Genomic DNA, 23,878 nt, shown 5'->3' on the forward strand with positions numbered 1-23,878 from the left:
TCAATGTCTATCACTCGAAAAACAGTAACTATATTACATATTTTTTTTCAAAAGCATCTTCTATCATTACCTAATAGGCTGAAATATGATAAGGAAACGACGTGAATCCACAAATTCTTTTCTATCTTTACCCACTTTCACTGTGATTTTTTTAATTCCGTAACGACCAATAATCCAAAAAGCAATCGAAAAAACCAATGGACTCAAGAGCCACGCAAGTCAACGAAAGCATAGAGCAGGAATTCCTATCCGTTATCCGGGAATACGAGCGGGTGATATATAAAGTGTGCTACCTGTACACCACCCCTACGGCTACCCTCAACGATCTATATCAAGACGTGGTACTCAATCTATGGAAGGCCTTTCCTAAATTCCGCAGAGAATGTAAGATATCAACATGGATCTATCGTATCGCGCTGAATACCTGTATCAGCTTCATTCGTAAAGAAAAAAATGTGCCGGAGTTTGTTACCTTAAACCGGGAGGGGGACTGGATGACCGAAGAGAACGATCCGCTTCAGGAAATGCTTCGCCAACTTTACCGGATGATTAACCAATTGGGACAGCTCGACAAATCCATCATACTGCTTTATCTCGAGGACAAAAGTTATGACGAAATATCAGAAATTACCGGCTTGACCGTAACAAACGTAGCAACCAAATTAAGCCGAATTAAAGATAAATTAAAAAAAATGAAGAAGGAGGAATAAGATATGGAACTGGATGAACTTAAAAAATCATGGAATGCATTGGATGAACATTTGAAAGACAAAAAGCTTGTCAAAGATGAAGACATATCCCAGCTCATCAACCATGCCACAAAGAATATCAATGCAATCAGCCGCTTGAACAAAAGATTACGTATCATCTCTCTGACAATTATTGCATTATTCATATTGGCCCTGTTATACGACGGTGTATTCCCGGATATCTACTATCAGATTATTCTCATAGCTCTGATACCGGCTTTAGGATGGGATATATTCAGTTCCCGCTATCTCAGCAATACAAAGATAGACGAACAGCCGCTTGTTACTGTTATTTCCCGCTTCAACCGTATGCATCGTTGGGTAATCCGTGAACGGATCATCGGTATCGGTTTTATTTTGTTTATGGCTGTATTTTTCTTTTTTTACCGGGAAGTATGGCAACACGGCACCGGAATGATCGTTTTCTTTTTCGTGATATGGGCAATAGGCATTATCATTCCTCTCTCGATATATCGTAAGAATCTGGGGCGTCTCCGCGAGATAAAGAAGAATCTCGGAGAGCTAAAAGAATTAAAAGATAATAATTAGCTCGGATCCGGTTTAAATTTTCCTCTTACAAGTTTTTATCGGCATTATTAAAACCGACCCTTAAACCATATTCTTCTCTCTAACCTGAATAATTCATAATCAGTAGTAAGTAGCTAAGTAGTAAGTAGTTAACTACTTAACTACTGCGTATAAATTATTCAAGTTAAGTATAGCGGAGAAGACTTTATACTATTGTTATCTCACTCTTTCCATTCACGGATTTATGCAACTGTATCTGTACGGAAATACGTTCGCTCATCTCCTGCACATGTGAAATCACACCAATCTTGCGCCCTTGCATTTGCAACTGTTCCAATGCCTCCATAGCGGTACGCAAACTATCGGCGTCCAATGATCCGAAACCTTCGTCAATAAAAAGAGATTCCACTTTCAGATTATTACTCGATAAAGACGAAAGCCCCAAAGCCAACGCTAAAGATATCAAAAAAGACTCTCCGCCAGACAACGAATAAACGGTACGTACTTCATCGCACATATCACAATCAATAACTTGCAAAGCCAATGTACCAGGCACCTGTTGAAGTCTATAACGCTTGGAAAGATAAGCCAAATGTTTATTGGCATGCAACAGCAACAAGTTCAATGTGTAACTTTGAGCAATCACTTTGAACTTTGTTCCATCGGCACTTCCAATCAATTTATTCAGCTTGGCCCATTGCTCGGCAACAGTCTGCTTCTCCTTCCATTCCGATTCTATTTCCATCAGCCGCTTTTTATTCTGTTCTTGCTGCAATAAACGGGCCTCGACAACGGAAAGCAAACGCTCTGTCTCCCGGTTTGCCGATTGACAGGCGACAATATCTTCAGACAAATGTTCCGGATTTTCTATTTTCTCCTGCTGATCGGACAGCTCAATAACAGTTTGTGAAAGCTGTTTGATTTCTCCTTGTATCCCCAAAATACGAACATGAACCGATTCCATGTTTTTACGGGCAAGTTCCAATGCCTTATTCAACTCTTTCTCCCGCCGATGTACTGCCGCTTCAGCCTCATCCGCCGGTTTACCTTTCAAAAGCCCGGCACGCGATTGCTGTAATTCGCCCAATTCCTTGCCTATTGTTTGAAAACGCAACTGCTCAGTGGCCTCCGCCTGCTTGGCCATAGTCAATTGTTCTTCAATGGCAGTCAATTGCTGAGTCAATAACCGGACTTGATTCACTTCTTTCCGAAAAGCCTCATAATGCATACGCAGTTGCTTTAATCTGCCGTCATGTTGTTGCCATTCGGCATAAAGAAGCTGATACTGTTTTATCCTCTCCTCCAATGCACAAAGGCACTGCTGTAACTCAGTCAAATGCGCATCCAGATACTCCGGTGCACGTTCTGCAACTGGATAGTCCGCTAAAACCTCTTCCTGGGCTTTCTGCTGAACGGCATAGTTATTTATATCCCGTTGAAGGGCAATCACACGATTATTTAATTGATTATAAATGTCTGAAGCTGATTTATACTCTTTCTCGATCGAATGATAAAGAGTATCGGCTACTTCATTATCCTGTCGATAAGGATGCGATTGACTACCACATACCGGACATGCTTCCCCGTCATGTAAATCACAACGTAAAGCCACCACATCTTTACTGATCGCCATACGGGCATTATCATAAAGTTTCTGTAGGGAGACGATTTGTTCTTGCTTCACAGCAAGTTGCCGCATTAAAGCAGCCAGTTCAGTAGAAGCTTCTTCTCGCTTTATACACAATTGAGCAAGTAATTGACTGGCCTGAAAAGCACGTTGCATCTGCGCCTGCTGTTTCAGAAGTTTATTCTGTTCTTCACTGACAGACTGAATTCCAAAAGTATTAAGGCGTGACACACGATTATCATTTTCCTGCTGAAGAGTCGTCAATTGTTGTTCTTCATGAAGTAAAAGTTGCTCTATACGTTGCAAATCGATGGGCAGAGAGTTATCAAAGTTATCTTTGCCTTTCAACAATCTGCTCATGGAATTTTGCGACCCACTGAGGGTCTCTTTTCCTGTACGGTATTTCTTTTCAATTTCTGCTGTCTGCTTCCGGGCAAGTAGTAAGGTCTGTTCCGATTGTCGATACTGAGTTCGTAAACTCTGCAAACGGACATCCAACTCGCGTGCCTTGCGCAACTCCGGTTGTAAAGCCTCCCATTGCTCTTGAAAACGAGCCAGATAATCCATCTGTTCCGCAAGGCCCGTTTGAAGTCTTTTTAGCTCCTCCACACCTACAAATTCCTCTTGTTGCTTTTCGTATAACTGTTTTTGCCGTATTTTGAGAGATTGTACAATGCTAAGTTGAGCATTCAGTTCCGTAAGGCGTTTTGTTTCGATAAAACGAAGTCCGATAAGGCGCTCCTGTTCCTTTCGCAATGACAAAAGTTCTTCCTCCGGGATAAGTTCGATGAGACTGATCGTATTTTTGAGAAGATTCATCGCTTCGTCAGCCGCCTTACTACGGGCATAAATCTCCCGGGAGATACGCGAATAGATTTCCGTACCGGTAAGTTTTTCCAATAATTCCGCTTTCGCAGATTCACGGGACTTCAAAAAAGTAGCAAAATCATTTTGGGCAAGCAATACCGTGCGTGTAAACTGTTCGTAAGTGAGCCCTACCAAAGCTACCAATTGGTTCAACAGTTCCGTTTTCGTACCTTGTAGTTCCTCTTCCTTATCCAAATCAGTAACCTGAATGGTTTGAGGTTGCAAAGAACCGGTAGCCTTGCTACGAGCGCGCCGAACCGACCAACGGGAACGATACCGCCTTCCGGTTATCCCGATAAAATCTACCTCAGCAAATCCTTCTCCCGTCCCCCTGCGAAGAATATTCTTCACATCCGACTGATTCACTTGATTTTCACCTACATCAGACAGGTAAAGATTCTCGCCTGATGCTGCAAAACGGGGTGTCTTATCATAAAGTGCCAGACACAAAGCATCCAATATCGTCGATTTTCCAGCTCCCGTAGGACCGGAAATGGCAAATATACCGGCAGAACGAAGAGGTTCGGCAGTAAAGTCCACCTCAAAAGTCCCTTCAATAGAAGTTAGATTCTTTAATCGTATTGTCAATATCTTCATAATAAATAATGTGCCAATAATTCAATGTGCCAATATGCCAATTGGAGAATGAATAATGAATAAAATGAAAGAATGAAAAAATCTGCCTATCAACTGTACCATCATCTGCCAGACATTTCTCCCCGCTTCCTTTCCCTTCTCTCCATTCTTCTCCCCGCTCAATTCTCCTTTCCCCCTTCCCTCACCGCTTCTTCAAACAACCGTTCCAGCTCTTCCGGCATTTCTGTCTGGTAAGTATTCTCAAAAGTCATCTTGAGTATTTGTAAAGGGTTCATTTCCTGCAATCCGGTAGCCACCAATGCTTCTTCTTCCCTCACGTCTGTTTTAGCCTGTCGATATACCGAAACAATACGTGCCAGACGAACAGCTTTGTCAGACAGTATTTCTTCTATCTGTTGTCGAAGCATCGGTTCCGGTTCTGTCAACAGTACTTTCACTTCCAAATACGGATAGTGAGAATTACCTTTGGCTTCTTCCATCTGTAACGGTAACCGGGCAAGTTCATCCAGTACTTCCTCCGGACTGACAGCCTTTCCTTTCGGCACGCTCAGCAAACGAACCAATGGAGTATATTCCCGCTTCTCTATTTCCACAGCCCATCCTTCGGCAAGAGTCACCATCACTACGCCATGATGATAATCCCTTTCTGCAAACGACATCGGCAACGGACTACCGGCATAACGTATGTTCTCCCGTCCCGACACACGCTGGGATTTATGAATATGCCCCAAAGCCGTATAAGCAATCTGCTCTGTAAAAGTGTCGGGTGAGACACATTCCAAACCTCCAATAATGGTTCGTTCGCTGAAATCACGTTCTGCAATTTCCGACCCCGTAGCTTGCAGATGACCGACGGCAACTATTGCCTGATCCTTTTTTCTCCGTTCCATCGCCCGATTTTGCAGACGCGTATAAAGTTCCTTTACCCCCTCCGCATAGGGATTCCCATCAGTTACCACCACCGGATAATCTCCTTGCCGCAGGAAAGGTACTGCCAAACAGAGAGCTTCCACTTCTCCACTACGATTCTTCAATTCCACAATCAAATCATCGTAATCGATCTCTCCATCACGCCGCCGAACAATTCCTTTGATATCGGTACGCATTTCCTGCAATAGCGGTAAAGGAGCTTCAAGACGTGCAGCAGAATCATGATTGCCCGCCACAATCACCAATTGTAATTGCGGATTTTCCGTTGTCACTCTTCGGATAAAGCGGTAGAACATGCGTTGGGATACAGCCGACGGATTGGAAACATCAAAAACATCGCCAGCAATGAGTAACACATCAATCTCATTTTCTTTTAATTCACGGGCCAGCCAATCCAAGAAATGCGCATGTTCTTCCACGCGATCGTAGCCGAAGAAGGTCTGTCCCAAATGCCAGTCGGCAGTATGCAAGATACGTATCATTCGGAATATCTATATCAAAAACATTTATTCAAAAATCGACTAAAGGACAAGTAAAAACAACCGTAGGTCCATCATCTGTTTCTACATTTACTGTATAAGTACCACCAAAATAACGAATAAAATGAATATTAATTTCATTACGGATCAATATCTTTTTATCTTTTACGTTTTCTTGTGCAAACAATGTACCGACCACACGAAAAACCAACATCGAGTCGACTTCGTCTCTTTCTATATAAAACATTACAAGATCCTCCCCTTCTCCCGAAACGAGTAATCCACGTAATAAAGACATCAGCCATTTCCTGTCGGTACATATCGTCTGAGACTCTACGGCAGTCTGTAAAACCACCTTTGCATTTTCATCTTCCACTTGCCCGTTGATAAAACCGACAATTTCACGACAAAGTGCAATTGCTTCTACTTCTGTCTGTTCATACTGTATTTTTCCAGATTCTAAACGTGAAAGTTCCAATATGTTATTTACATAATCCAATAACTGTTCAGCATTTTCCTGTATGATTTTCCCGTACCCCAGCTTACTCTCCTGATCCAAATCATCTGACTCGGCCAGTAATTCCGCAAAACCGACAACCGCATTCAACGGAGTACGCACATCATGACTGATCTCCATCTTCAATCGTTCTTTGGCCATATTATCCTCTTCGGAATGTGCCGCCGCAGAGGCAGCGGCACATTCGGCCAATACTATCTTTTTGGAAAGATGACGCGTATAAACGTAAAATAAAAAGGCTAAAACCAAAAGAATCAGTAATATGACAGAGACCCGCAAATAATTTGTATTCTTGATTTTCTGCTTTTCGAGCAACAGTTCGTCAATGTGATAAATCTCCTTCACCTGATTCAACTGGTCGGCAGAAAAAGCATTGTTTAAAGAGTCCTGCGTTCTTACCAGATAACGACGGGTTTCAATCGCCGCATCAATATCCCCCTTATCAAACTGGGTAATCGCCTTGTAGTTTATCAGCGTTCCGAATATAAATACATAATCTTTCAATACGATAGGAGTCACCTCATCAACAAAAGCAATACTCTTGTCATACTCCTTGGTGCGTGAAAAATACTGCAAGCGAACCAGTTGTACATTCAACCAGAATACCGGATCGACATGGGGTGCAAGCAACTCCTGAGCACGTTCAATATGCAACAGAGCCTGCTCAAACTTTCTTCTGTTCAAATAATGCAATACATATTTCACTTCACAATCTATCGCCAGATCAGTCCAGTTATTTTGCGCCTCCGGTTCGTTGCTCATCACTTCCTGCAAAGTCTTATCCATCTCACACAAGTAAGGCATCTTCGACTTGTCATCTCCTCCATTCCCGTAAACCTGAGTGATCCGGGAAAGAATATCTACCTTCAAAAATGGTTTTGTTCCGGGTTTAAACTCATGATATGCCTTCATCAAAACTTTAAGAGCCTCTTCCGGACGGCTGGATACGGAATAAGCACACCCCAAACTATTGTATGCAGCGATCTTCCCATTATTGCTATTATGAGCTATGGCCTCTTCCAATACCTCCTTAGTAACATGTACAGCCTTCTCTATCATCCTTTTAGAAGCCAATGCCCGGCCGATGGCCGCTTTCCGTTCCAAGTAATAATCATAAGTCCCCACCCCGGACACCAGTTCTTTCAACTGATTCACCCAATAAGTCAGGCTGTCCGGATCATGCTTTTTATCGTAATAACCTGCCAGATAATAAGCTCCTTCATTTTCATAAAAAATATTCTTCTGTCGTTTTGCTTCTTCATAAAGGGCGGTTGCAAAATATCTGTTATAAGGAAAATACTGATGACAGTAAGCCATACTTTGAAGATAAGCCAATCGGACAGTATCCGAAGGCATGCTTTCTGCCAAAATCAAAATACTGTCGCGATAAGCAATTCCTTCATTCTTCTCAGCCCGCAGACTAACGGACAGAAAAATAAGATATATGAAACACAGGATTAATCTTTTCATGACAACAGCCGTTATATTAGTTTGGATTCACTCTTCAACGGATGCAAGAAACAAAAACGCGCACCCTCCGTATACTTATCGTCGATCCAAATCTTCCCTTTCAGCCTTTTCAAGATCAACAGACAGATAGACAATCCCAGCCCGGTTCCCTGCACAAAGTCATTCAGTTTCTCAAACCGTTCAAAGATAAGTTTCTGTTTTTCGAGTGGAATACCACATCCGGTATCGGTCACAGAAAATAAAGCCATATCAGCATCATCAATGCTTCTCTCTAACCGCAGAACAATAGATCCCTGAGTGGTGAACTTTGTGGCATTGACCAATAAATTAATCAACACCTGCCGCAGACGAGAATCATCGGTATCTATCATTAAAGAGGTAAGTGAAGTGTCAAAACGCAATTCAACCTGCAGTTTATAAGAGGCAGCTACCGTCTCTATAACTTCACGGCAAATTTTCACAGCATCCTGTCCCTTGATAGTCATACTGATATTATCTTCATCAAAATCTGAAAAATCAATAATATCATTTATCAATTTCAGCAATTGATATGAATTGATCCTGATAATTTCACAATACTCTTTTCGGGAAACCTCGTCCACTTCTATCTCTTCCGAAGCCATTAAGGTGGAAAAGCCAACGATCGCATTCAACGGTGTACGTACTTCATGGCTCATATTAGAAAGGAAGAGATTCTTTTTACGAATGGCATTTTCCGCTTTCCTATTCATCTCTTCCATTTTTTGTTTCGATTGCTTCAGACGAAATATCTTTCGCCAGCTGAGAAATATAAACAACGCCAGCACCAGAGCACATCCCCCGATCGCTATCGTATAATAACGAAGCGAACGGTTACGGTCCTGCGTTATCTGATAAGTAAGTTGATCCGCCTCGAAGCGTGCGCAAAGCTGATCAATCTCTTTCGGATAATTCGCCTTAAATTTAGAATTTATATAAGAATAAATAGTGTTGTACAAAGTGAAAGCCTCCTCCTTACGTCCCATCTTCTCCAATAATTGTGCTTTCTTCTCCATCGTACTAATATACAGTTCATAATTATTCCCGGCATGCTTCAAGCTGAAAAAGTAATCGTATATTTCCAAAGCCTTTTCCAGCGCATTGCTCTGTTCCAGATAGTAAGCCTCTGCCACCAGAAAATATTCCAAAAGCCCGGGTATTAACTTGTCCTGCTGCTTCCGTACTTTTTCCAAGTAGCTATCGGCCTCTTCCAATGCTCCTGTATGGATCTTATAATATGCATTAAAAATAGACATCACCGTCTGCTCCAATTCAGACTGGCTATCAGTAGAATACTGATTTAACAACCTCACATATTTAGCCATCGCTCCTATATCCTTCATACGCAGATTGTATTCGGCCAATTCCACCAGCAATATTTTTTTCATTGTTTCACCCCCACCATACTCTTCAAAAAGTGCCAACGAACGCTCATAAGCATCACCTGCCTCTCTTTCCCTTCCAATAGCGGTATAAATTTCACCGATGGCATTGAGAGAAAGGGCCATGCCCAAAACATCTTTCAAAACCCTGGCCTTGGAATACATTCTGTCGCTATGGGCAATTGCCATCCCCATCTTCCCTTTGAGTATTTGAGATTTTATTATAATTCGGGACAATTCAAAATAGGAATCAAATTGTTCATGCAATTCGAGTATATCCAACAGACTATCGGCATATACAAAACTACTGTCTTTTTCTTCCAGCACATTAAAGCCGAGACTGTTACAGAAAGATTGGATGATTTTCCCCTGTAAAGCGGTATCCTCTCCGACCTGATCGGCAGCATCAGTAGCAGCAGTGGCATTGCCCGCTAAAAACAAAGCACAGAAGCCCAACAGCAGATATTTCAGTAGCTTTCTCATCAGACAGTAAAAAGTGTATGTTCTGTTTGCATTGATCTTACAAATTATCGACAAATCTACATAAAAAATATCAGACTCTCACAGTAGTTTGACCGAAAGAAATGAGAATCTGTAAAAAAAATCTCCAGAAAGTTTATTATAAGTATTATTTAGATAAATAACGTTCATGTATGCAAATTGGATATATCATCAGAAATACAGATTATCGTCAGCATTTTAGATATCCCCTGATTTTTATCCGTTTTGAGACACGACAATAAAAAGAGATTCTGTATCTTTGTCCTTCGAAAATCCAACACTCATGAAAATACTGTATTACATCTATCAGATTTGTATTGCATTGCCGATACTGTTAGTATTGACTATTCTCACAGCCATTGTAACCATCATTGGTTCACTGGTAGGGGGAGCACATTTCTGGGGCTACTATCCCGGCAAGATATGGTCGCAATTGATCTGCCTTTTCCTGCTTATACCAGTAAAGGTACGCGGCCGTGAAAAAATACATAAGCATACATCTTATATATTCGTTCCTAATCATCAAGGATCTTTTGATATTTTCCTTATTTATGGTTTTTTAGGGCGTAATTTCAAATGGATGATGAAGAAAAGTCTCCGCAAACTTCCTTTCGTAGGTAAAGCATGTGAAAGTGCAGGGCATATATTCGTAGACCGTTCAGGACCTAAGAAAGTGCTTGAGACCATACAACAGGCCAAAAACTCGCTGAAAGACGGTGTATCATTAGTCGTATTTCCCGAAGGAGCACGTTCATTCACCGGACACATGGGATACTTCAAGAAAGGAGCTTTCCAATTGGCAGACGATTTACAGTTGGCAGTTGTCCCAATCACAATAGACGGATCATTCGAAATTCTTCCCCGTACCGGAAAATGGATTCATCGTCACCGTATGATTCTGACAATCCATGATCCGATTCCCCCCAAGGGTAAAGGACCGGAAAACATAAAAGAGACGATGACAGAAGCCTATGCTGCCGTAGAAAGTGCATTGCCGGAAAGATACAAAGGAATGGTAAAGAATGAAGATCAAGATCGCTGATCCTCATTTTCCATGCCCATCAGAACCTTTTTAGTATCCAATTATTTATAAAAAAATAGGGCTGGGATATGCTCCCGCACTTCCCAACCACTCAATCAATCGTGTGTATTAAAAAAATCCCATTATGTAATTTAGAAAACCAGAAGGATTTAAGAATCTCGCATTATAGAATAAGATGAAACTATATCCCATATTTTTTTATTATTCTCCGACATTTCTTTTCTCAACTTATCGGATATAGTTTCTAATTCACGTGAAGAGAGTTTTAAAGCAGATTTTATCTCTTTCTGAAACTGATCAAGAGAAAAATATTCATCCAGTTCTCCACCAATTTTACCAGCAAAATAATTGTGATATTGGTCTACCACATTATCCTGTGTTAATATGCCACCCGACCCATAATCACCAATAATGATAACGGGCTTTTTATGTAAAGCTCCTTGTAACGCTACATATTTACTACCGATAACAAGACTGGCGTTTTGGATCATAGTGTCCAATTCAAACTCTTCACGTACGGTCACATGAGACGCATAACCTACTTCATAAAGTTCCTGTTCACCCGAATAAATGATGTTAATCTTATATTGGGTTAAAGTATTTAAGACGATGAATGTTCTTAATGCCGAACGTCCATTACCAGCTCCAACCAGAATAGAGGGTTTGGAATACGGATATTTAAGATAAGCATCCGTCTCTTCAACGAAAGGAAAAAGCAGGTCTGTAACACAGTCACCGCAAAAATGAGTTTTTTGGGGTGCAATCAACAGTAAATGCTCATATAGAGTAGCACCTCCTATAAACTCTTCCTCATAATCATCTGCCAAGATGGAATAAATAATAGGAATGGCAGGATGTAACGTCTGTATTCTCTCATAACCTCTCTTATTAAAAGCAAAAGCAAGATCATATAAACTCCATCTCTCTCTTACGACGCTTCCTGCCATATCCACTTGATAACGTCCATCTTTCAACAGCCTTATCAAACCTTCACAGGCTTTTTGCTGTGTATATGTGTTACAACAAGCAGAAAATAGAATTTTCCTCATAATGATGAATTACATTAATGTAAATTCGCCATAAACATAACCATCTTTTGAGTTTCTAAATTCTATTATATAAGTACCGGCTTGATAATTTTCCACGGAAATGGCAACTTGTTGTCCAAAAGCAGTTACATCCATAGAAGATGTATATACTACATTCTGGGTCGCATCTTTTATTGCAATATCAACATTACCTACAGGAGTAGTAAATTCAACATACAGGACATTTCCTTCGAAAGTTGCAGAAATCGGGAGTTCTGGTTTTACAGAACGACCACCAATTTGAGAAAATTCTCCCTTTAACACCAACTCATCTTCAAGAGGAGTACCGGCAAAAACATTGCCTACGATAAACAATGCCGTCAATAATAATACAAACAAACGTGATTTCATAATTATATTGTTTTTTGTTTCCCCAAATGTACGGTGTCACTATGAGAAAAGCAAAAAAACGACCCGGACAAATCACGCAATGCTTCCAATTAACAATATACTGAATATCAACATATTAAAGTTTAAGGTAAAAAAATCACCCGGACAATTGAAAATATATTTTCTTAGTAATTTCGTATAAAATGATCCAAATCTTCTTGAGGAGATACGTTCAACCTTTTTTTCAATCGCCCTTTAGCCTTCGTTATAGAATCAGAAGTAGTCAAAAAGACTCTTTTCAATGCATCATTTGTAAAACCAAACTTTAGCAAACAACATATTTCAAGATCATGTTTTGTCAATTGAGGATGTTCTTCTTGTAGACGAACAACAATACCTAAATACAAATAATTAAATAAATCAAACAGATGTTCCCAGTCATCACGAGATAATTTTCCTTTAAAAGAACCGGATTTCAAAGAAAGTAACATACGGAATATGGATATATACTTACCATCCACTGGTGAACAAGAATTACCAATATCACCACCTAATGAATTCAGACGTTCTACTAATGTTCTATTTTGACTTTGTAAAAGCAAAACTTTACCATTCAACTCACCTATTTTACTTCTATAATCTTCTGATTCACTCTGCAGTCGCTGATAGTTAGCTAATTCTTCTTGATAAAGCAAAATTTCTTCTCTATTTACAATAATCTGCTGTTCAATCTCTCTCATCCTCTTTTTATTATGGCGATGCTTATAATAAACATAAAAGCCGCAGAGAAATATCAAAAAGAATAAAACAAAACAAAGTAACAAAATATTCTGATTTTTAATACGAAGTTGAAGGTTTTCTCTTTGCAATTTTTCATTTTTATATTTCTTTTGTAAATTAGCAAAAGCTTCCTTCACTTCTATTTTTTGAATTTCTTTATTCAAAGAATCCGATTTTTCCTTAAACTCAATAGCTTTCCAAGGATTCTTTCTCAATTTTTCAAGTTTAAAAAGTAATTTGTAAGCATCTGATTGAGTATAGACATTTGCTACTGTTGTTGCTTTTTCCAGATACACTTCTGCCTCAGCTTGTTTTCCCATTAGCAAATAAGTATAGCCTAACGAAAGATATATTTCAGAAAAAACAGTAATATCAGTATCTAAATTTAAAGCTTTCAACAAATAATGTTCAGCCATCTTATAGTCTTTCTTCATTCGATAGAATAAACCTAACTCTTGAAGTATTGTCAATTCTGAATTACAATTATGTTCATGAGCAACAGATAAAGCCTCCTTATAATACATATATGCATTATCAAAATCAGCATGAACAGATAGATAATAGCGCCCGATACTTCTAAGTGCATAACTCATAGATAAAGTATCTTTAGCCAAACCATAATATTTTAAAGCTTCTAAATAGTTTGAAAGTACCTCATCTACTATATCTTGATTCCAATTCAAAGTACCTATCTCATCCGAAATAAGTCCCAACATTTTATACTCCTTACTTCCGTCGAATATACTTTTCGCTTTTAAATAGTACCTCATAGCATCCTCCGGGCGATTAAGTTCTTTCATTACCCTTCCATAATAAAAGAATGACTTCCCTTTCGCAACCCATTGATCATCAAGAGAGCCATAGTATCCTACAGCTATTGAAATTAAAGAATCGGACTCCGGCTTTATGTAATTCTTATCCATAGCCTGTGCCTTGCCATGCAAGCTTTCAGGATTTGGAATACGTTTTAATAGATTGAGAGCACTATCCGGATGTGCCTCCATACAATTTTCTGCAGAAGAGAGAGTCTGCACAACAAAATCCGGAGTTTTCTGACACGAAATTACCCACAATGGTAATATAAACAGGAGTATAAGATTAAAAGCATATTGTCGTAACATAGTCTATTCGAGTTTTGCACAAAAATACGCAAAAAACTCCTAACTCAGTTACCGACAGAGGCGTTTTGTTCTAAACGTTGATGTTCTTCAATAAGCTGCATATTTTCCTTCGCCTTAGAAATGAACTCTTTCACCATTTTATTCATTCTAAAGGAATAAGGAGCATCTTTCATTATATCTTCTATCTGAGGAGTCATTATTGGATAAGGAAGATTACTACACAACATCATAAAGACGCTCGGTCCTAAGACAGTTTCATAATTATCGGAAATAAACTTTTTCACATACCGATTCATATCATCGACCAACGCTTCTCCTTCTTTAGTCAACTGTTCATGGATATCAGCCAAGTCCGCTCCCTCCATCACCATACGCGCCTCTTTACGTTCAAGTTCTTCAATCTTTATGTCCATCGCATTTTTCTTATCGATGAAATCATAAAGAGCTTCATTGAGCGGGGTACCTTCTGCCGACAATTCGGTATTAGCAATCGTTATTTTGATATTACCCTTTTCAATTACCAAAGGCATAATAGCCTCATTATCCATATAAAGAGTAGCCATCATGATGGAATCTACCACACCTTTCATCGTAAACAAGCCATGAATTACCTCCGCCGAGTCTATTTTCACCCACTTTCCGTCCTCCAAAGTTTTTATAAACAGCATTCTACCGTCAAGGCTACTCACCGATGATACCCCCTCAATCTTATACTTACGGCTACAGGAAGTAAAGATCACGAGGAAAAACAATAAAGGCAAAAACTTATTCACACGTATCTGTTTATAGATTTTCATACTGCAAAGGTACAACGGATTCAGATTTGAATGAAACATTTTATCAATATTTAAAATTTGTAAGACTCTTTTCTTTAATAATCCTTATAAACATCTGTTTTTGGTATGTATTTTCATTTAGTTTACCTAAATTTGCAGACTATGACTTGACAAATAGTCAATAGAAAAGCCTCATGATTCATAATTTATAATTCGTAAACAGAGAGATAGAATGTCAACTTATGCCCCCTTTGCCAAACCGCTCTACGTGATGCTAAAACCTGTCGGAGCTGTATGCAATCTTGCATGCGATTATTGTTACTATTTAGAAAAATCCAAATTATACAAAGAAAATCCGAAACATGTAATGAGCGAGGAACTCCTTGAAAAATTCATAGAGCAATACATTAACTCGCAAACAATGCCACAAATACTCTTCACATGGCATGGTGGAGAGACATTGATGCGCCCGCTTTCTTTCTATAAAAAAGCGATGGAACTGCAAAAGAAATACAGCCGGGGACGCACTATTGACAATTGCATACAAACCAACGGCACAATGCTGACGGATGAATGGTGTGAATTCTTTCGCGAAAACAATTGGCTGGTAGGCGTGTCTATCGACGGGCCACAAGAATTTCATGACGAATACCGGAAGAATAAACAAGGAAAACCTTCTTTCGTAAAAGTAATGCAGGGTATCAATCTACTCAAGAAACATGATGTACAATGGAATGCAATGGCGGTAGTCAACGATTATAATGCCGATTATCCATTAGATTTTTATCATTTTTTCAAAGAACTCGATTGTCACTATATACAATTTGCCCCTATCGTAGAACGTATTTTCGAACATGCCGACGGACGTCAACTGGCTTCACTTGCCGAACAGGAAGAAGGAAAGCTCGCTGATTTCTCAGTCACTCCGGAACAATGGGGAAACTTTCTTTGTACTTTGTTTGACGAATGGGTGAAAGAAGATGTAGGCAATTACTACATACAGTTATTCGACTCTACACTCGCCAACTGGGTCGGTGAGCAGCCGGGAGTGTGCTCTATGGCTAAAAACTGTGGTCATGCCGGTGTCATGGAGTTTAACGGGGATGTATATTCCTGTGATCATTTTGTATTTCCGGAATATAAATTAGGCAACATCTACAATAAAACTCTGGTAGAAATGATGTATAGCGAAAAACAAAATGCTTTCGGACAAATGAAACAAAATTCTCTGCCAACACAATGTAAAGAGTGCGAATTCTTATTTGCATGTAATGGAGAATGTCCTAAAAACCGCTTTATCCGAACTTCCAACGGAGAATCCGGATTGAATTACTTATGCAAAGGTTATTATCAATTCTTTAAGCACGTAGCCCCTTATATGGACTTCATGAAAAAAGAACTGATGAACCAACGCCCGCCGGCAAATATAATGGAGGCACTGAAAAAGGGAGAGGGGAAAATGGAGAAGGGAGAATTATTATAAATCATAAGTCGTAAATAGATTGTAAATCAATTATAAATCATAAATTAAAAAGATGAATAAACTAAAACTTTGGGGACTGGCGCTTATGACGCTGGTTGTTGGTTCCGCTAAAGCGGATGAAGGAATGTGGTTGTTACAATTAATGCAACAACAAAATTCCATCGACATGATGAAAAAACAAGGATTGAAACTGGAAGCAAACGACCTTTACAATCCAAACGGGATATCCCTAAAAGATGCAGTAGGTATCTTTGGCGGAGGCTGTACAGGAGAGATTATCTCTCCGGAAGGCCTTATTCTGACAAATCATCATTGCGGATATGCCTCTATCCAACAACATAGCTCGGTAGAACATGATTACCTGACAGATGGCTTTTGGGCTACTTCAAGAGACAAAGAATTACCTACTCCGGGCTTAAAATTCACATTTATCGAACGGATCGAGGACATTACCGATCTGGTAAATCAAAAAATAGAATCGAAAGAAATCACAGAAGCTCAATCATTTACAACAGCTTTCCTCAATAAGTTGGCAAAAGAGCTTTGTGAAAAAAGCGATCTGAACGGCAAACCGGGAATCGTGCCTCAAGCTCTGCCTTTCTATGCAGGCAATAAATTCTACATGTTTTACAAGAAAGTGTATCCGGACGTACGCATGGTAGCTGCTCCTCCCTCATCTGTCGGTAAATTCGGTGGTGAAACGGATAACTGGATGTGGCCACGCCACACCGGCGATTTCTCCATGTTCCGCATTTATGCCGATGCAAATGGTGAACCGGCCGAGTATAGCGCAAGTAATGTACCGTTAAAAACCAAAAAACATCTTGCCATCTCTCTCAAAGGGCTGAAAGAAGGAGACTATGCCATGATTATGGGGTTCCCGGGAAGTACCAGCCGTTACCTTACCGTATCGGAAGTAAAAGAACGAATGAACTCAACCAACGAACCGCGCATACGGATACGTACAGCCCGTCTCAACGTGTTGAAAGAAGTAATGAACGCCAGCGACAAAACACGTATCCAATACGCCAACAAATACGCAGGCTCCTCCAACTACTGGAAGAACTCTATCGGCATGAACAAAGCCATCATCGACAATGATGTATTGGGAACAAAAGAAGCGCAGGAAGAACGTTTCGCTAAGTTTGCCAAAGAGAAAAACAATCCGGCTTACATGAATGTAGTAAAAGAGATAGATGATGCGGTAGCCATCACTGCTCCTCTTGTATATCAGGCCACTTGCCTGACAGAATCATTCTTCTCCGCCATTGAGTTCGGCAGTCCTTACCAAATCATGGAGAAACTGGAAAAAGCATTGGAAGAGAAGAATGATTCGGCAGTCAATGCCAACATCAAAGTATTGGAAAACGTTTTTGCCAGTATACACAATAAGGATTATGACCATGAAGTAGACCGTAAAGTAGCCAAAGTTCTGTTCCCGCTTTATGCTGAAATGATTCCTGCAGAACAGCGTCCGGCTTTCTACAGTACGATTGAAAAAGAATATAAAGGAGATTACAATAAGTTCATCGACGCAATGTACGATTCGTCTATCATGGCTAATCAGGCCAATTTTGATAAATTCATCAAAAAACCGACTGTAAAAGCCATCAAAAAAGACTTGGCTACTCAATATTCGCGTGCAAAATATGAAAGTCTGATGTCACTCAGTTCTGCACTCAAAGCGGAAAACGAAAAATTGGCTTCTTTGCATAAAACCTATATCCGTGGTTTGGAGGAGATGAAACTTCCTGTTCCCTCTTATCCCGATGCAAACTTTACCATCCGTCTGACATACGGGAATGTAAAACCATACAGCCCGAGAGACGGTGTGTTCTATAAATTCTATACGACAACGGACGGTATCATTGAAAAAGAAGACCCCGAAAACCGGGAATTCAACGTACCTGCCAAATTAAAAGAATTAATCGAGAAAAAGGACTTCGGAAGATATGCCATGCCTAACGGTGACATGCCGGTTTGCTTCCTGTCCACTAATGACATTACCGGAGGTAATTCAGGAAGCCCGGTATTGAACGAAAACGGTGAGCTGATCGGTTGTGCATTTGATGGCAACTGGGAGTCGTTGAGTGGAGATATCAATTTCGATAATGACCTGCAGCGTTGTATCAACCTGGATATTCGTTATGTGCTCTTCATCCTCGAGAAACTGGGTGGTTGCGGACATTTGATTAACGAAATGACCATTGTAGAATAATTATTCAATATGTGAAACCGTTATTATTGATGAAAAAACAATTATTAATAGCCGTCCTTTCTCTTGCAGTCTTCACAGCCCGTGCCGATGAAGGTATGTGGATGTTGACCGATTTACAGGCACAGAATGCCGCCGTCATGAGAGAATTAGGACTGGAAATACCGATTGAAGAAGTATATAGCCCCAACGGAATTGCCCTCAAGGATGCAGTTGTACACTTTGGCGGCGGTTGTACCGGTGAAGTTATTTCGGCAGAAGGTCTGGTATTGACTAATCATCATTGCGGCTATGGAGCTATCCAGCAACACAGCAGTGTAGAGCATGATTACCTGACAAATGGATTCTGGGCAATGAACAGGAATGAAGAATTGCCGTGCAAAGGATTGACTGTCACCTTTATCGACCGTATTTTAGACGTTACCCCTTATGTAAATGAACAGTTAAAAACAGATGAAGATCCGGATGGGACCAATTATCTCTCTCCCAAATATCTGGAGAAAGTAGCCAAACGTTTTGCCAAAGCAGAAAACATTGAAGTAACCCCGGCAACCAAATTAGAGTTAAAGGCTTTCTATGGCGGCAATCGCTATTATCTTTTCGTAAAAACAGTGTATAGCGATATCCGTATGGTAGGAGCACCTCCTTCTTCAATAGGCAAATTCGGTGCTGATACAGACAACTGGATGTGGCCTCGTCATACAGGAGATTTTTCTCTGTTCCGTATCTATGCCGATAAAGACGGTAACCCTTCAGAGTATTCGAAAGAGAACATCCCCTTGAAAGTAAAAAAACACCTGACAATCAGTCTTGCAGGTATACAGGAAGGTGACTTTACCTTTGTTATGGGATTCCCGGGACGTAACTGGCGCTATATGATTTCCGATGAAGTGGAAGAACGTATGCAGACCACCAACTTCATGCGTCATCATGTTCGCGGCGCACGTCAAGAGGTATTAATGGAACAAATGCTGAAAGATCCGGCCGTACGTATTCACTATGCCAGCAAATATGCCTCTTCCGCCAATTACTGGAAAAATGCAATCGGTATGAATGAAGGTTTGGTCCGTCTGAAAGTGTTGGATACCAAGCGTGCCCAACAAGAGCAACTTTTGGCACGCGGGCGTGAAAAAGGAGATGACTCTTACCAAAAAGCATTCGATGAAATACGCTCTATCGTAGCCCACCGCAGAGATGCAATGTACCACCAGCAAGCTATCAACGAAGCACTGGTTACTGCGTTGGATTTCATGAAAATACCATCTACTACGGCATTGACTGCGGCACTGGAGAAAAAAGACAAGGAAAAAATCCAAAAGGCCCTTGATGACTTAAAAGAAAAGGGTGAGAAGTATTTTGCTTCCGTGCCCTTCCCGGAAGTGGAAAAGTTGGTAGGAAAACAGATGCTGAAAACTTACATGGGTTATATACCGAAAGATCAGCGCATTGGCATATTCAAAGTGATAGACACCCGCTTCAAAGGAAACAGCGATGCGTTTATAGATGCCTGTTTCAAATATTCTATTTTTGGAAATAAAGAGAATTTCGAGAAATTCCTTAAAAAGCCAAGCTTGAATAAGATGGATAAGGATTGGATGATTCTCTTTAAATATTCCATCACAGACGGATTGATGCAAACAGCATTAGCCATGCATGACGCCAATAAAAACTATGATGCCGCCCATAAGATTTGGGTGAAAGGAATGATGGACATGCGTAAAGAAGCCGGTATCCCGATTTATCCGGATGCAAACTCCACACTGAGATTAACCTATGGCAAAGTGGCCTCATACGAACCGGCCGATGGAGCCGTATACCAATACTACACGACCTTGAAAGGTGCCATGGAGAAAGAAGACCCCGACAACTGGGAATTTGTCGTACCTGCCAAACTGAAACAGCTATACGAAGCAAAAGACTACGGCCGCTATGCCATGAAAAATGGCGAAATGCCGGTTTGCTTTATTGTAGATACAGATAATACAGGAGGAAATTCCGGTAGTCCGGTATTCAATGGAAAAGGACAATTGATAGGTACCGGTTTCGACCGTAACTATGAAGGTCTTACCGGTGATATCGCCTTCCGCCCTTCTTCTCAACGTGCAGCCTGTGTAGACATTCGCTATACACTCTTTATCATCGAAAAATATGCAGGAGCTTCACATATCATAAAAGAAATGGATATCAGTGATTAGCGGTTCAGCGATTGGTGATTAGTGACTGCGCTATATGCCGTATGACACTAATCACCAATCACTAACCACTAAACCGTTAATCACTAAATAAACTCTTCTACCAAATACATTTCATCCAGAAATTCCTCCATTGTCTGCTGCAAATTTTCCACAGCTTCCTCAGGAGAGTCTCCATACGCATTACATTGTATATTCACGACAAGCCAAGCATAATAACCTCCGTCAGAGGTACGTTCTAATATATAGTCCGTTCTTTTTAATTTCATATCGGCAAATAATTTGTTAATGTAGGTATATTTACTATTGATTGATGATCTGCTAACTTTTCCAATTCATCAATGATGTGGCGTTCGCTACTACGCGCCCAGTAGATAAATTCCCGATTAGGGCAATAGGTTTCCGAAAACCGGAGTAACGATTCCAATTCGAACGAGTCGCTCATAATTCCCGCACCGGAGCGAACTGCGTCATGTGCATTGCAGTCCTGTTCGATATGGGCAGGCACCATCAATACCGGCTTACCTAAGTACATGGCTTCACAGATAGACTCAAAACCGGCCGTACTGGCATAGGCACTACACCCTGCCATGTAATTAAGAAACTTCACATCATCGATCCGATGAAAACTCAGTGTTTCATCTACATGCATCTCCTCTTCAACATCAGCTTTATCCCAAAAGAAATGCAAGGATATTTCAGGATGAGTTGTATGAAAAGCCTCCACGCTGTCCGAAAATCCGGAATTCACCATATAGCCATGGATATAATGTCCCGTTTCCGGACGGATAGCCGCCACTTCCTGCCTGAGTAAAGGAGGAACGACCACAATATTATTCACCGGATCTTGGGCCATCTTACGAAAAGACAAGGCCAACCGTTTTTCTGCTTTCAAACTTGTCATCCGGGTAAAAAAGCGAAGCAAAAACAATTGTACCGGGCTCTTTTTCGGAAATTCAAACTCACGATGCAAAAACAAATATTGATGGCCGATACATATATACGGAACGGAGGGACGGAAGAATGCATAGGTAAGGCCGGTTAAAAGTTCGTAGAAGTTGATCACAACTTCCGCCCCTGTCTCCCTGATCCGTTGGTTTATATAACACATACTCCGGAAATATTCCGGTAAATGTATGAGATTATAGACAAAACTCTTTTTTAAATCAGCCCGTTTGTTATCTGGTGCAGGCATGAAGTTCGGACTAAGAAAACGCTTCACCGGCGCTTGTATATTACGGTTAAAGAATCCCGGCAAAGTACGCGACGAACTCTTGCCAACGAGTACCTCCACCACTTCGTGCCCATTACGCCGTAATATCTCTTCAAGCGTCAGCGCTTGGGTCAAATGCCCTCTCCCTTCCCCCTGGACAATAAATAAATATTTCATGAGGCTATTGTTATTTGTTCGGTTTCTTTTTCTTTCAACTCTCTGTCAGGCATCGACATACTATCAAAATAACGCACGCTCCAGTTTCCATCCTCGTCTTCCGTCAAAGCCGAAAGCGTCTCTACCCAATCACCGGAATTCAGATAATGAATATCATCATAATATGTATTGGCAGGATGATGAATGTGCCCGCAAATGACTCCATCACATTTTCTGGCCCTTGCCAACGTCACCAACTCCTTTTCAAAATCAGAAACATAAGAAACGGCCGATTTCACTTTATTCTTGATAGACTGGGAAAGCGAATAATAGGGTTTCCCCTGCTTCATTCTCCGGGCATTGTATACCTTGTTGAGCCAAAGCAAAAACGTGTATCCGGTATCCCCCAACTTTGCAAGCCACTTCATACGGGTAGTCACTGTATCAAAAATATCTCCGTGCGTCACATAGTAGCGCCTGCCATGACTTTCATAAATGCAGTCTTTAACAATCTGTATATTATAAAAGTTCAACGGTGCCAGATTATCAAGAAAATCGTCATGATTACCACGGACATAGATAACCTGCGTACCGAAATTTTCCATCATCTTCATTATCACTTTGAAGAAATCCGTATGCTTCGCTTTCCACTTGCTTAAACCACTTTTTTGTAAATGCCATCCGTCAATGATATCTCCATTCAATATCAAACGGTCGCAATTGATTGATTTAAGAAAACGGGTTACCTCCTCAGTTTTGGAGTGCTGGGTCCCCAGATGAATATCCGAGAGGACAACGGTGGGATAATACGTGCGTAAATACATAATCTTTGAATTTTTCGATATACAAAAGTCAGTATTCGGCATTACAACCAGATGTCTGCAAGATTACTATTTTATGAACAAAAACCGCATTCCGGCGTTATATATTTAAAAATAGTAATTATATTCGCAGCCTGAAAAGGCTGGTAATTCATTTTAAGAAAGGAAAAATCATGGAAAAATTTGATGAATTAATACAGTCACCGGTTCCCGTATTGGTAGATTTCTTCGCAGAATGGTGCGGTCCTTGTAAGGCAATGAAGCCTATACTCGAAGAAGTAAAATCTAAAGTAGGAGATACAGCACGCATTGTTAAAATTGACGTAGACCAGCACGAACAACTGGCAGCCAGATTTAAGATACAAGCCGTACCTACATTTATATTATTCAGTAACGGAGAATCGGTATGGCGTCACTCCGGAATGATACATGCCAGCGAACTGACAGGAGTAATAGAACAGTATTCACATAAAAATTAAGAATGAAGAAAGTATTAGCTATGGTAGCTTTCGTCATGATTGGCGTCATCGTTTACGCTTTCAATGACGAAAACAGAATAAATGTAGATCAACAAAGTAAAAAAGAGGTAAAAAGTGGTGAAGTCATTGTGATGAATAAAGAAATGTTCATCAAAGATGTATTCGACTACGAAAAAAGTGAAGAATGGAAATACAAAGGTGACAAACCTGCCATTATCGACCTCTACGCCGACTGGTGCGGTCCTTGCCGCATGACAGCTCCCATCATGAAGTCGTTGGCCAAAGAATACAACGGAAAAATTGTAATTTATAAAGTAAATGTAGATAAAGAAAAAGAATTGGCGGCTTTGTTCAATGCAACAAGCATCCCTCTTTTCGTATTTATCCCCATGAACGGAGAGCCTCAGCTTTTCCGTGGTGCGGCAGATAAAGCCACCTACCAAAAAGCGATAGACGAATTTCTATTAAAATAGCAGTAAAATAGTGGGTTAATGATAAGTGATTAGCAAGTTGCGCT

19 protein-coding genes are annotated in these 23,878 nt (G+C 40.4%); 8 read left to right on the top strand and 11 right to left on the bottom strand.

Annotated features, from left to right (window positions below; all coding sequences use genetic code 11):
• Nucleotides 1-197: 197 nt before the first annotated feature.
• Nucleotides 198-710 (top strand): RNA polymerase sigma factor, encoded by a 513-nt coding sequence (locus tag HMPREF1532_RS01305; RefSeq protein ID WP_005923773.1) that lies wholly within the window; start codon nucleotides 198-200, stop codon nucleotides 708-710.
• A 3-nt stretch (nucleotides 711-713) separates the two neighbouring features.
• Nucleotides 714-1,298 carry a hypothetical protein gene (locus HMPREF1532_RS01310; RefSeq protein ID WP_005923776.1) on the top strand — a complete coding sequence of 195 codons (585 nt, stop codon included), beginning with the start codon at nucleotides 714-716 and terminating at the stop codon, nucleotides 1,296-1,298.
• Between the two features lie 184 nt (nucleotides 1,299-1,482).
• On the opposite strand, the gene HMPREF1532_RS01315 is transcribed toward HMPREF1532_RS01310, so the two are convergent.
• The 4 genes from HMPREF1532_RS01315 to HMPREF1532_RS01330 all read right to left on the bottom strand — a co-directional run bounded on the left by HMPREF1532_RS01315 (nucleotide 1,483) and on the right by HMPREF1532_RS01330 (nucleotide 9,647).
• A complete protein-coding gene (locus HMPREF1532_RS01315) occupies nucleotides 1,483-4,368 on the bottom strand; it encodes an AAA family ATPase (RefSeq protein WP_005923779.1) in 2,886 nt (961 codons plus the stop codon).
• A gap of 158 nt (nucleotides 4,369-4,526) precedes the next feature.
• Entirely contained in the window at nucleotides 4,527-5,780 is a 1,254-nt protein-coding gene (locus HMPREF1532_RS01320; protein WP_005923781.1) for an exonuclease SbcCD subunit D, read from the bottom strand.
• Nucleotides 5,781-5,808: 28 nt separating this feature from the next.
• Nucleotides 5,809-7,764, bottom strand: a complete 1,956-nt coding sequence (locus HMPREF1532_RS01325) for a sensor histidine kinase (RefSeq protein WP_005923783.1) — start codon at nucleotides 7,762-7,764, stop codon at nucleotides 5,809-5,811.
• Nucleotides 7,765-7,775: 11 nt separating this feature from the next.
• Nucleotides 7,776-9,647, bottom strand: a complete 1,872-nt coding sequence (locus tag HMPREF1532_RS01330) for an ATP-binding protein (protein WP_005923786.1) — start codon at nucleotides 9,645-9,647, stop codon at nucleotides 7,776-7,778.
• A gap of 301 nt (nucleotides 9,648-9,948) precedes the next feature.
• On the opposite strand from HMPREF1532_RS01330, the gene HMPREF1532_RS01335 reads away from it, so the two are divergent.
• Nucleotides 9,949-10,707 carry a lysophospholipid acyltransferase family protein gene (locus HMPREF1532_RS01335; RefSeq protein ID WP_005923789.1) on the top strand — a complete coding sequence of 253 codons (759 nt, stop codon included), beginning with the start codon at nucleotides 9,949-9,951 and terminating at the stop codon, nucleotides 10,705-10,707.
• Between the two features lie 149 nt (nucleotides 10,708-10,856).
• Here HMPREF1532_RS01335 and HMPREF1532_RS01340 read toward each other — a convergent pair whose 3' ends face one another.
• The 4 genes from HMPREF1532_RS01340 to HMPREF1532_RS01355 form a co-directional block, all read right to left on the bottom strand.
• Nucleotides 10,857-11,756, bottom strand: a complete 900-nt coding sequence (locus tag HMPREF1532_RS01340) for a hypothetical protein (protein ID WP_005923792.1) — start codon at nucleotides 11,754-11,756, stop codon at nucleotides 10,857-10,859.
• Nucleotides 11,757-11,765: 9 nt separating this feature from the next.
• Nucleotides 11,766-12,146, bottom strand: coding sequence for a DUF3244 domain-containing protein (locus HMPREF1532_RS01345; protein ID WP_005923796.1), 381 nt, complete (start codon nucleotides 12,144-12,146; stop codon nucleotides 11,766-11,768).
• 164 nt (nucleotides 12,147-12,310) lie between these two features.
• Nucleotides 12,311-14,026 carry a tetratricopeptide repeat protein gene (locus HMPREF1532_RS01350; RefSeq protein ID WP_005923799.1) on the bottom strand — a complete coding sequence of 572 codons (1,716 nt, stop codon included), beginning with the start codon at nucleotides 14,024-14,026 and terminating at the stop codon, nucleotides 12,311-12,313.
• Between the two features lie 44 nt (nucleotides 14,027-14,070).
• Nucleotides 14,071-14,799: a DUF4369 domain-containing protein gene (locus HMPREF1532_RS01355; RefSeq protein WP_025819163.1), complete on the bottom strand. Its 729-nt coding sequence runs from the start codon at nucleotides 14,797-14,799 to the stop codon at nucleotides 14,071-14,073.
• Nucleotides 14,800-15,034: 235 nt separating this feature from the next.
• On the opposite strand from HMPREF1532_RS01355, the gene HMPREF1532_RS01360 reads away from it, so the two are divergent.
• The 3 genes from HMPREF1532_RS01360 to HMPREF1532_RS01370 are packed head-to-tail and all read left to right on the top strand — an operon-like array spanning nucleotide 15,035 to nucleotide 20,695.
• A complete protein-coding gene (locus tag HMPREF1532_RS01360) occupies nucleotides 15,035-16,285 on the top strand; it encodes an anaerobic sulfatase-maturation protein (protein ID WP_005923804.1) in 1,251 nt (416 codons plus the stop codon).
• Nucleotides 16,286-16,337: 52 nt separating this feature from the next.
• Nucleotides 16,338-18,503, top strand: coding sequence for a S46 family peptidase (locus HMPREF1532_RS01365; RefSeq protein ID WP_005923807.1), 2,166 nt, complete (start codon nucleotides 16,338-16,340; stop codon nucleotides 18,501-18,503).
• Nucleotides 18,504-18,532: 29 nt separating this feature from the next.
• Nucleotides 18,533-20,695, top strand: a complete 2,163-nt coding sequence (locus HMPREF1532_RS01370; protein ID WP_025819164.1) for a S46 family peptidase — start codon at nucleotides 18,533-18,535, stop codon at nucleotides 20,693-20,695.
• 83 nt (nucleotides 20,696-20,778) lie between these two features.
• Here HMPREF1532_RS01370 and HMPREF1532_RS01375 read toward each other — a convergent pair whose 3' ends face one another.
• The 3 genes from HMPREF1532_RS01375 to HMPREF1532_RS01385 are packed head-to-tail and all read right to left on the bottom strand — an operon-like array spanning nucleotide 20,779 to nucleotide 22,885.
• Nucleotides 20,779-20,961, bottom strand: a complete 183-nt coding sequence (locus HMPREF1532_RS01375; protein WP_005923813.1) for a type II toxin-antitoxin system HicB family antitoxin — start codon at nucleotides 20,959-20,961, stop codon at nucleotides 20,779-20,781.
• On the bottom strand, nucleotides 20,958-22,082 hold the full coding sequence (locus HMPREF1532_RS01380; RefSeq protein ID WP_005923816.1) for a glycosyltransferase family protein: 1,125 nt from the start codon (nucleotides 22,080-22,082) through the stop codon (nucleotides 20,958-20,960). The genes HMPREF1532_RS01375 and HMPREF1532_RS01380 overlap by 4 nt, the downstream gene beginning before the upstream one ends.
• Complete coding sequence (locus tag HMPREF1532_RS01385; RefSeq protein ID WP_005923819.1) at nucleotides 22,079-22,885, bottom strand: UDP-2,3-diacylglucosamine diphosphatase; 807 nt, start codon at nucleotides 22,883-22,885, stop codon at nucleotides 22,079-22,081. The genes HMPREF1532_RS01380 and HMPREF1532_RS01385 overlap by 4 nt, the downstream gene beginning before the upstream one ends.
• Nucleotides 22,886-23,055: 170 nt before the next feature.
• Between HMPREF1532_RS01385 and trxA the strand changes: the two genes are divergently transcribed.
• Nucleotides 23,056-23,361, top strand: a complete 306-nt coding sequence (gene trxA / locus HMPREF1532_RS01390; protein ID WP_005923822.1) for a thioredoxin — start codon at nucleotides 23,056-23,058, stop codon at nucleotides 23,359-23,361.
• Nucleotides 23,362-23,363: 2 nt separating this feature from the next.
• Nucleotides 23,364-23,834, top strand: a complete 471-nt coding sequence (locus HMPREF1532_RS01395; protein ID WP_005923824.1) for a thioredoxin family protein — start codon at nucleotides 23,364-23,366, stop codon at nucleotides 23,832-23,834.
• Nucleotides 23,835-23,878: the final 44 nt, after the last annotated feature.

It is taken from the genome of Bacteroides salyersiae WAL 10018 = DSM 18765 = JCM 12988 (assembly GCF_000381365.1).
In the GTDB taxonomy this organism is placed as follows: domain Bacteria; phylum Bacteroidota; class Bacteroidia; order Bacteroidales; family Bacteroidaceae; genus Bacteroides; species Bacteroides salyersiae.

Bases quoted from the DNA above. Each gene is read 5' to 3' on its own strand.
- HMPREF1532_RS01365 (WP_005923807.1), top strand. From the start codon at position 16,338: ATGAATAAACTAAAACTTTGGGGACTGGCGCTTATGACGCTGGTTGTT.
- HMPREF1532_RS01385 (WP_005923819.1), bottom strand. From the start codon at position 22,885: ATGTATTTACGCACGTATTATCCCACCGTTGTCCTCTCGGATATTCAT.
- HMPREF1532_RS01360 (WP_005923804.1), top strand. From the start codon at position 15,035: ATGTCAACTTATGCCCCCTTTGCCAAACCGCTCTACGTGATGCTAAAA.
- HMPREF1532_RS01380 (WP_005923816.1), bottom strand. From the start codon at position 22,082: ATGAAATATTTATTTATTGTCCAGGGGGAAGGGAGAGGGCATTTGACC.
- HMPREF1532_RS01370 (WP_025819164.1), top strand. From the start codon at position 18,533: ATGAAAAAACAATTATTAATAGCCGTCCTTTCTCTTGCAGTCTTCACA.
- HMPREF1532_RS01305 (WP_005923773.1), top strand. From the start codon at position 198: ATGGACTCAAGAGCCACGCAAGTCAACGAAAGCATAGAGCAGGAATTC.
- HMPREF1532_RS01350 (WP_005923799.1), bottom strand. From the start codon at position 14,026: ATGTTACGACAATATGCTTTTAATCTTATACTCCTGTTTATATTACCA.
- HMPREF1532_RS01395 (WP_005923824.1), top strand. From the start codon at position 23,364: ATGAAGAAAGTATTAGCTATGGTAGCTTTCGTCATGATTGGCGTCATC.
- HMPREF1532_RS01345 (WP_005923796.1), bottom strand. From the start codon at position 12,146: ATGAAATCACGTTTGTTTGTATTATTATTGACGGCATTGTTTATCGTA.
- HMPREF1532_RS01335 (WP_005923789.1), top strand. From the start codon at position 9,949: ATGAAAATACTGTATTACATCTATCAGATTTGTATTGCATTGCCGATA.
- HMPREF1532_RS01325 (WP_005923783.1), bottom strand. From the start codon at position 7,764: ATGAAAAGATTAATCCTGTGTTTCATATATCTTATTTTTCTGTCCGTT.
- HMPREF1532_RS01315 (WP_005923779.1), bottom strand. From the start codon at position 4,368: ATGAAGATATTGACAATACGATTAAAGAATCTAACTTCTATTGAAGGG.
- HMPREF1532_RS01330 (WP_005923786.1), bottom strand. From the start codon at position 9,647: ATGAGAAAGCTACTGAAATATCTGCTGTTGGGCTTCTGTGCTTTGTTT.
- HMPREF1532_RS01310 (WP_005923776.1), top strand. From the start codon at position 714: ATGGAACTGGATGAACTTAAAAAATCATGGAATGCATTGGATGAACAT.
- trxA (WP_005923822.1), top strand. From the start codon at position 23,056: ATGGAAAAATTTGATGAATTAATACAGTCACCGGTTCCCGTATTGGTA.
- HMPREF1532_RS01320 (WP_005923781.1), bottom strand. From the start codon at position 5,780: ATGATACGTATCTTGCATACTGCCGACTGGCATTTGGGACAGACCTTC.
- HMPREF1532_RS01340 (WP_005923792.1), bottom strand. From the start codon at position 11,756: ATGAGGAAAATTCTATTTTCTGCTTGTTGTAACACATATACACAGCAA.
- HMPREF1532_RS01375 (WP_005923813.1), bottom strand. From the start codon at position 20,961: ATGAAATTAAAAAGAACGGACTATATATTAGAACGTACCTCTGACGGA.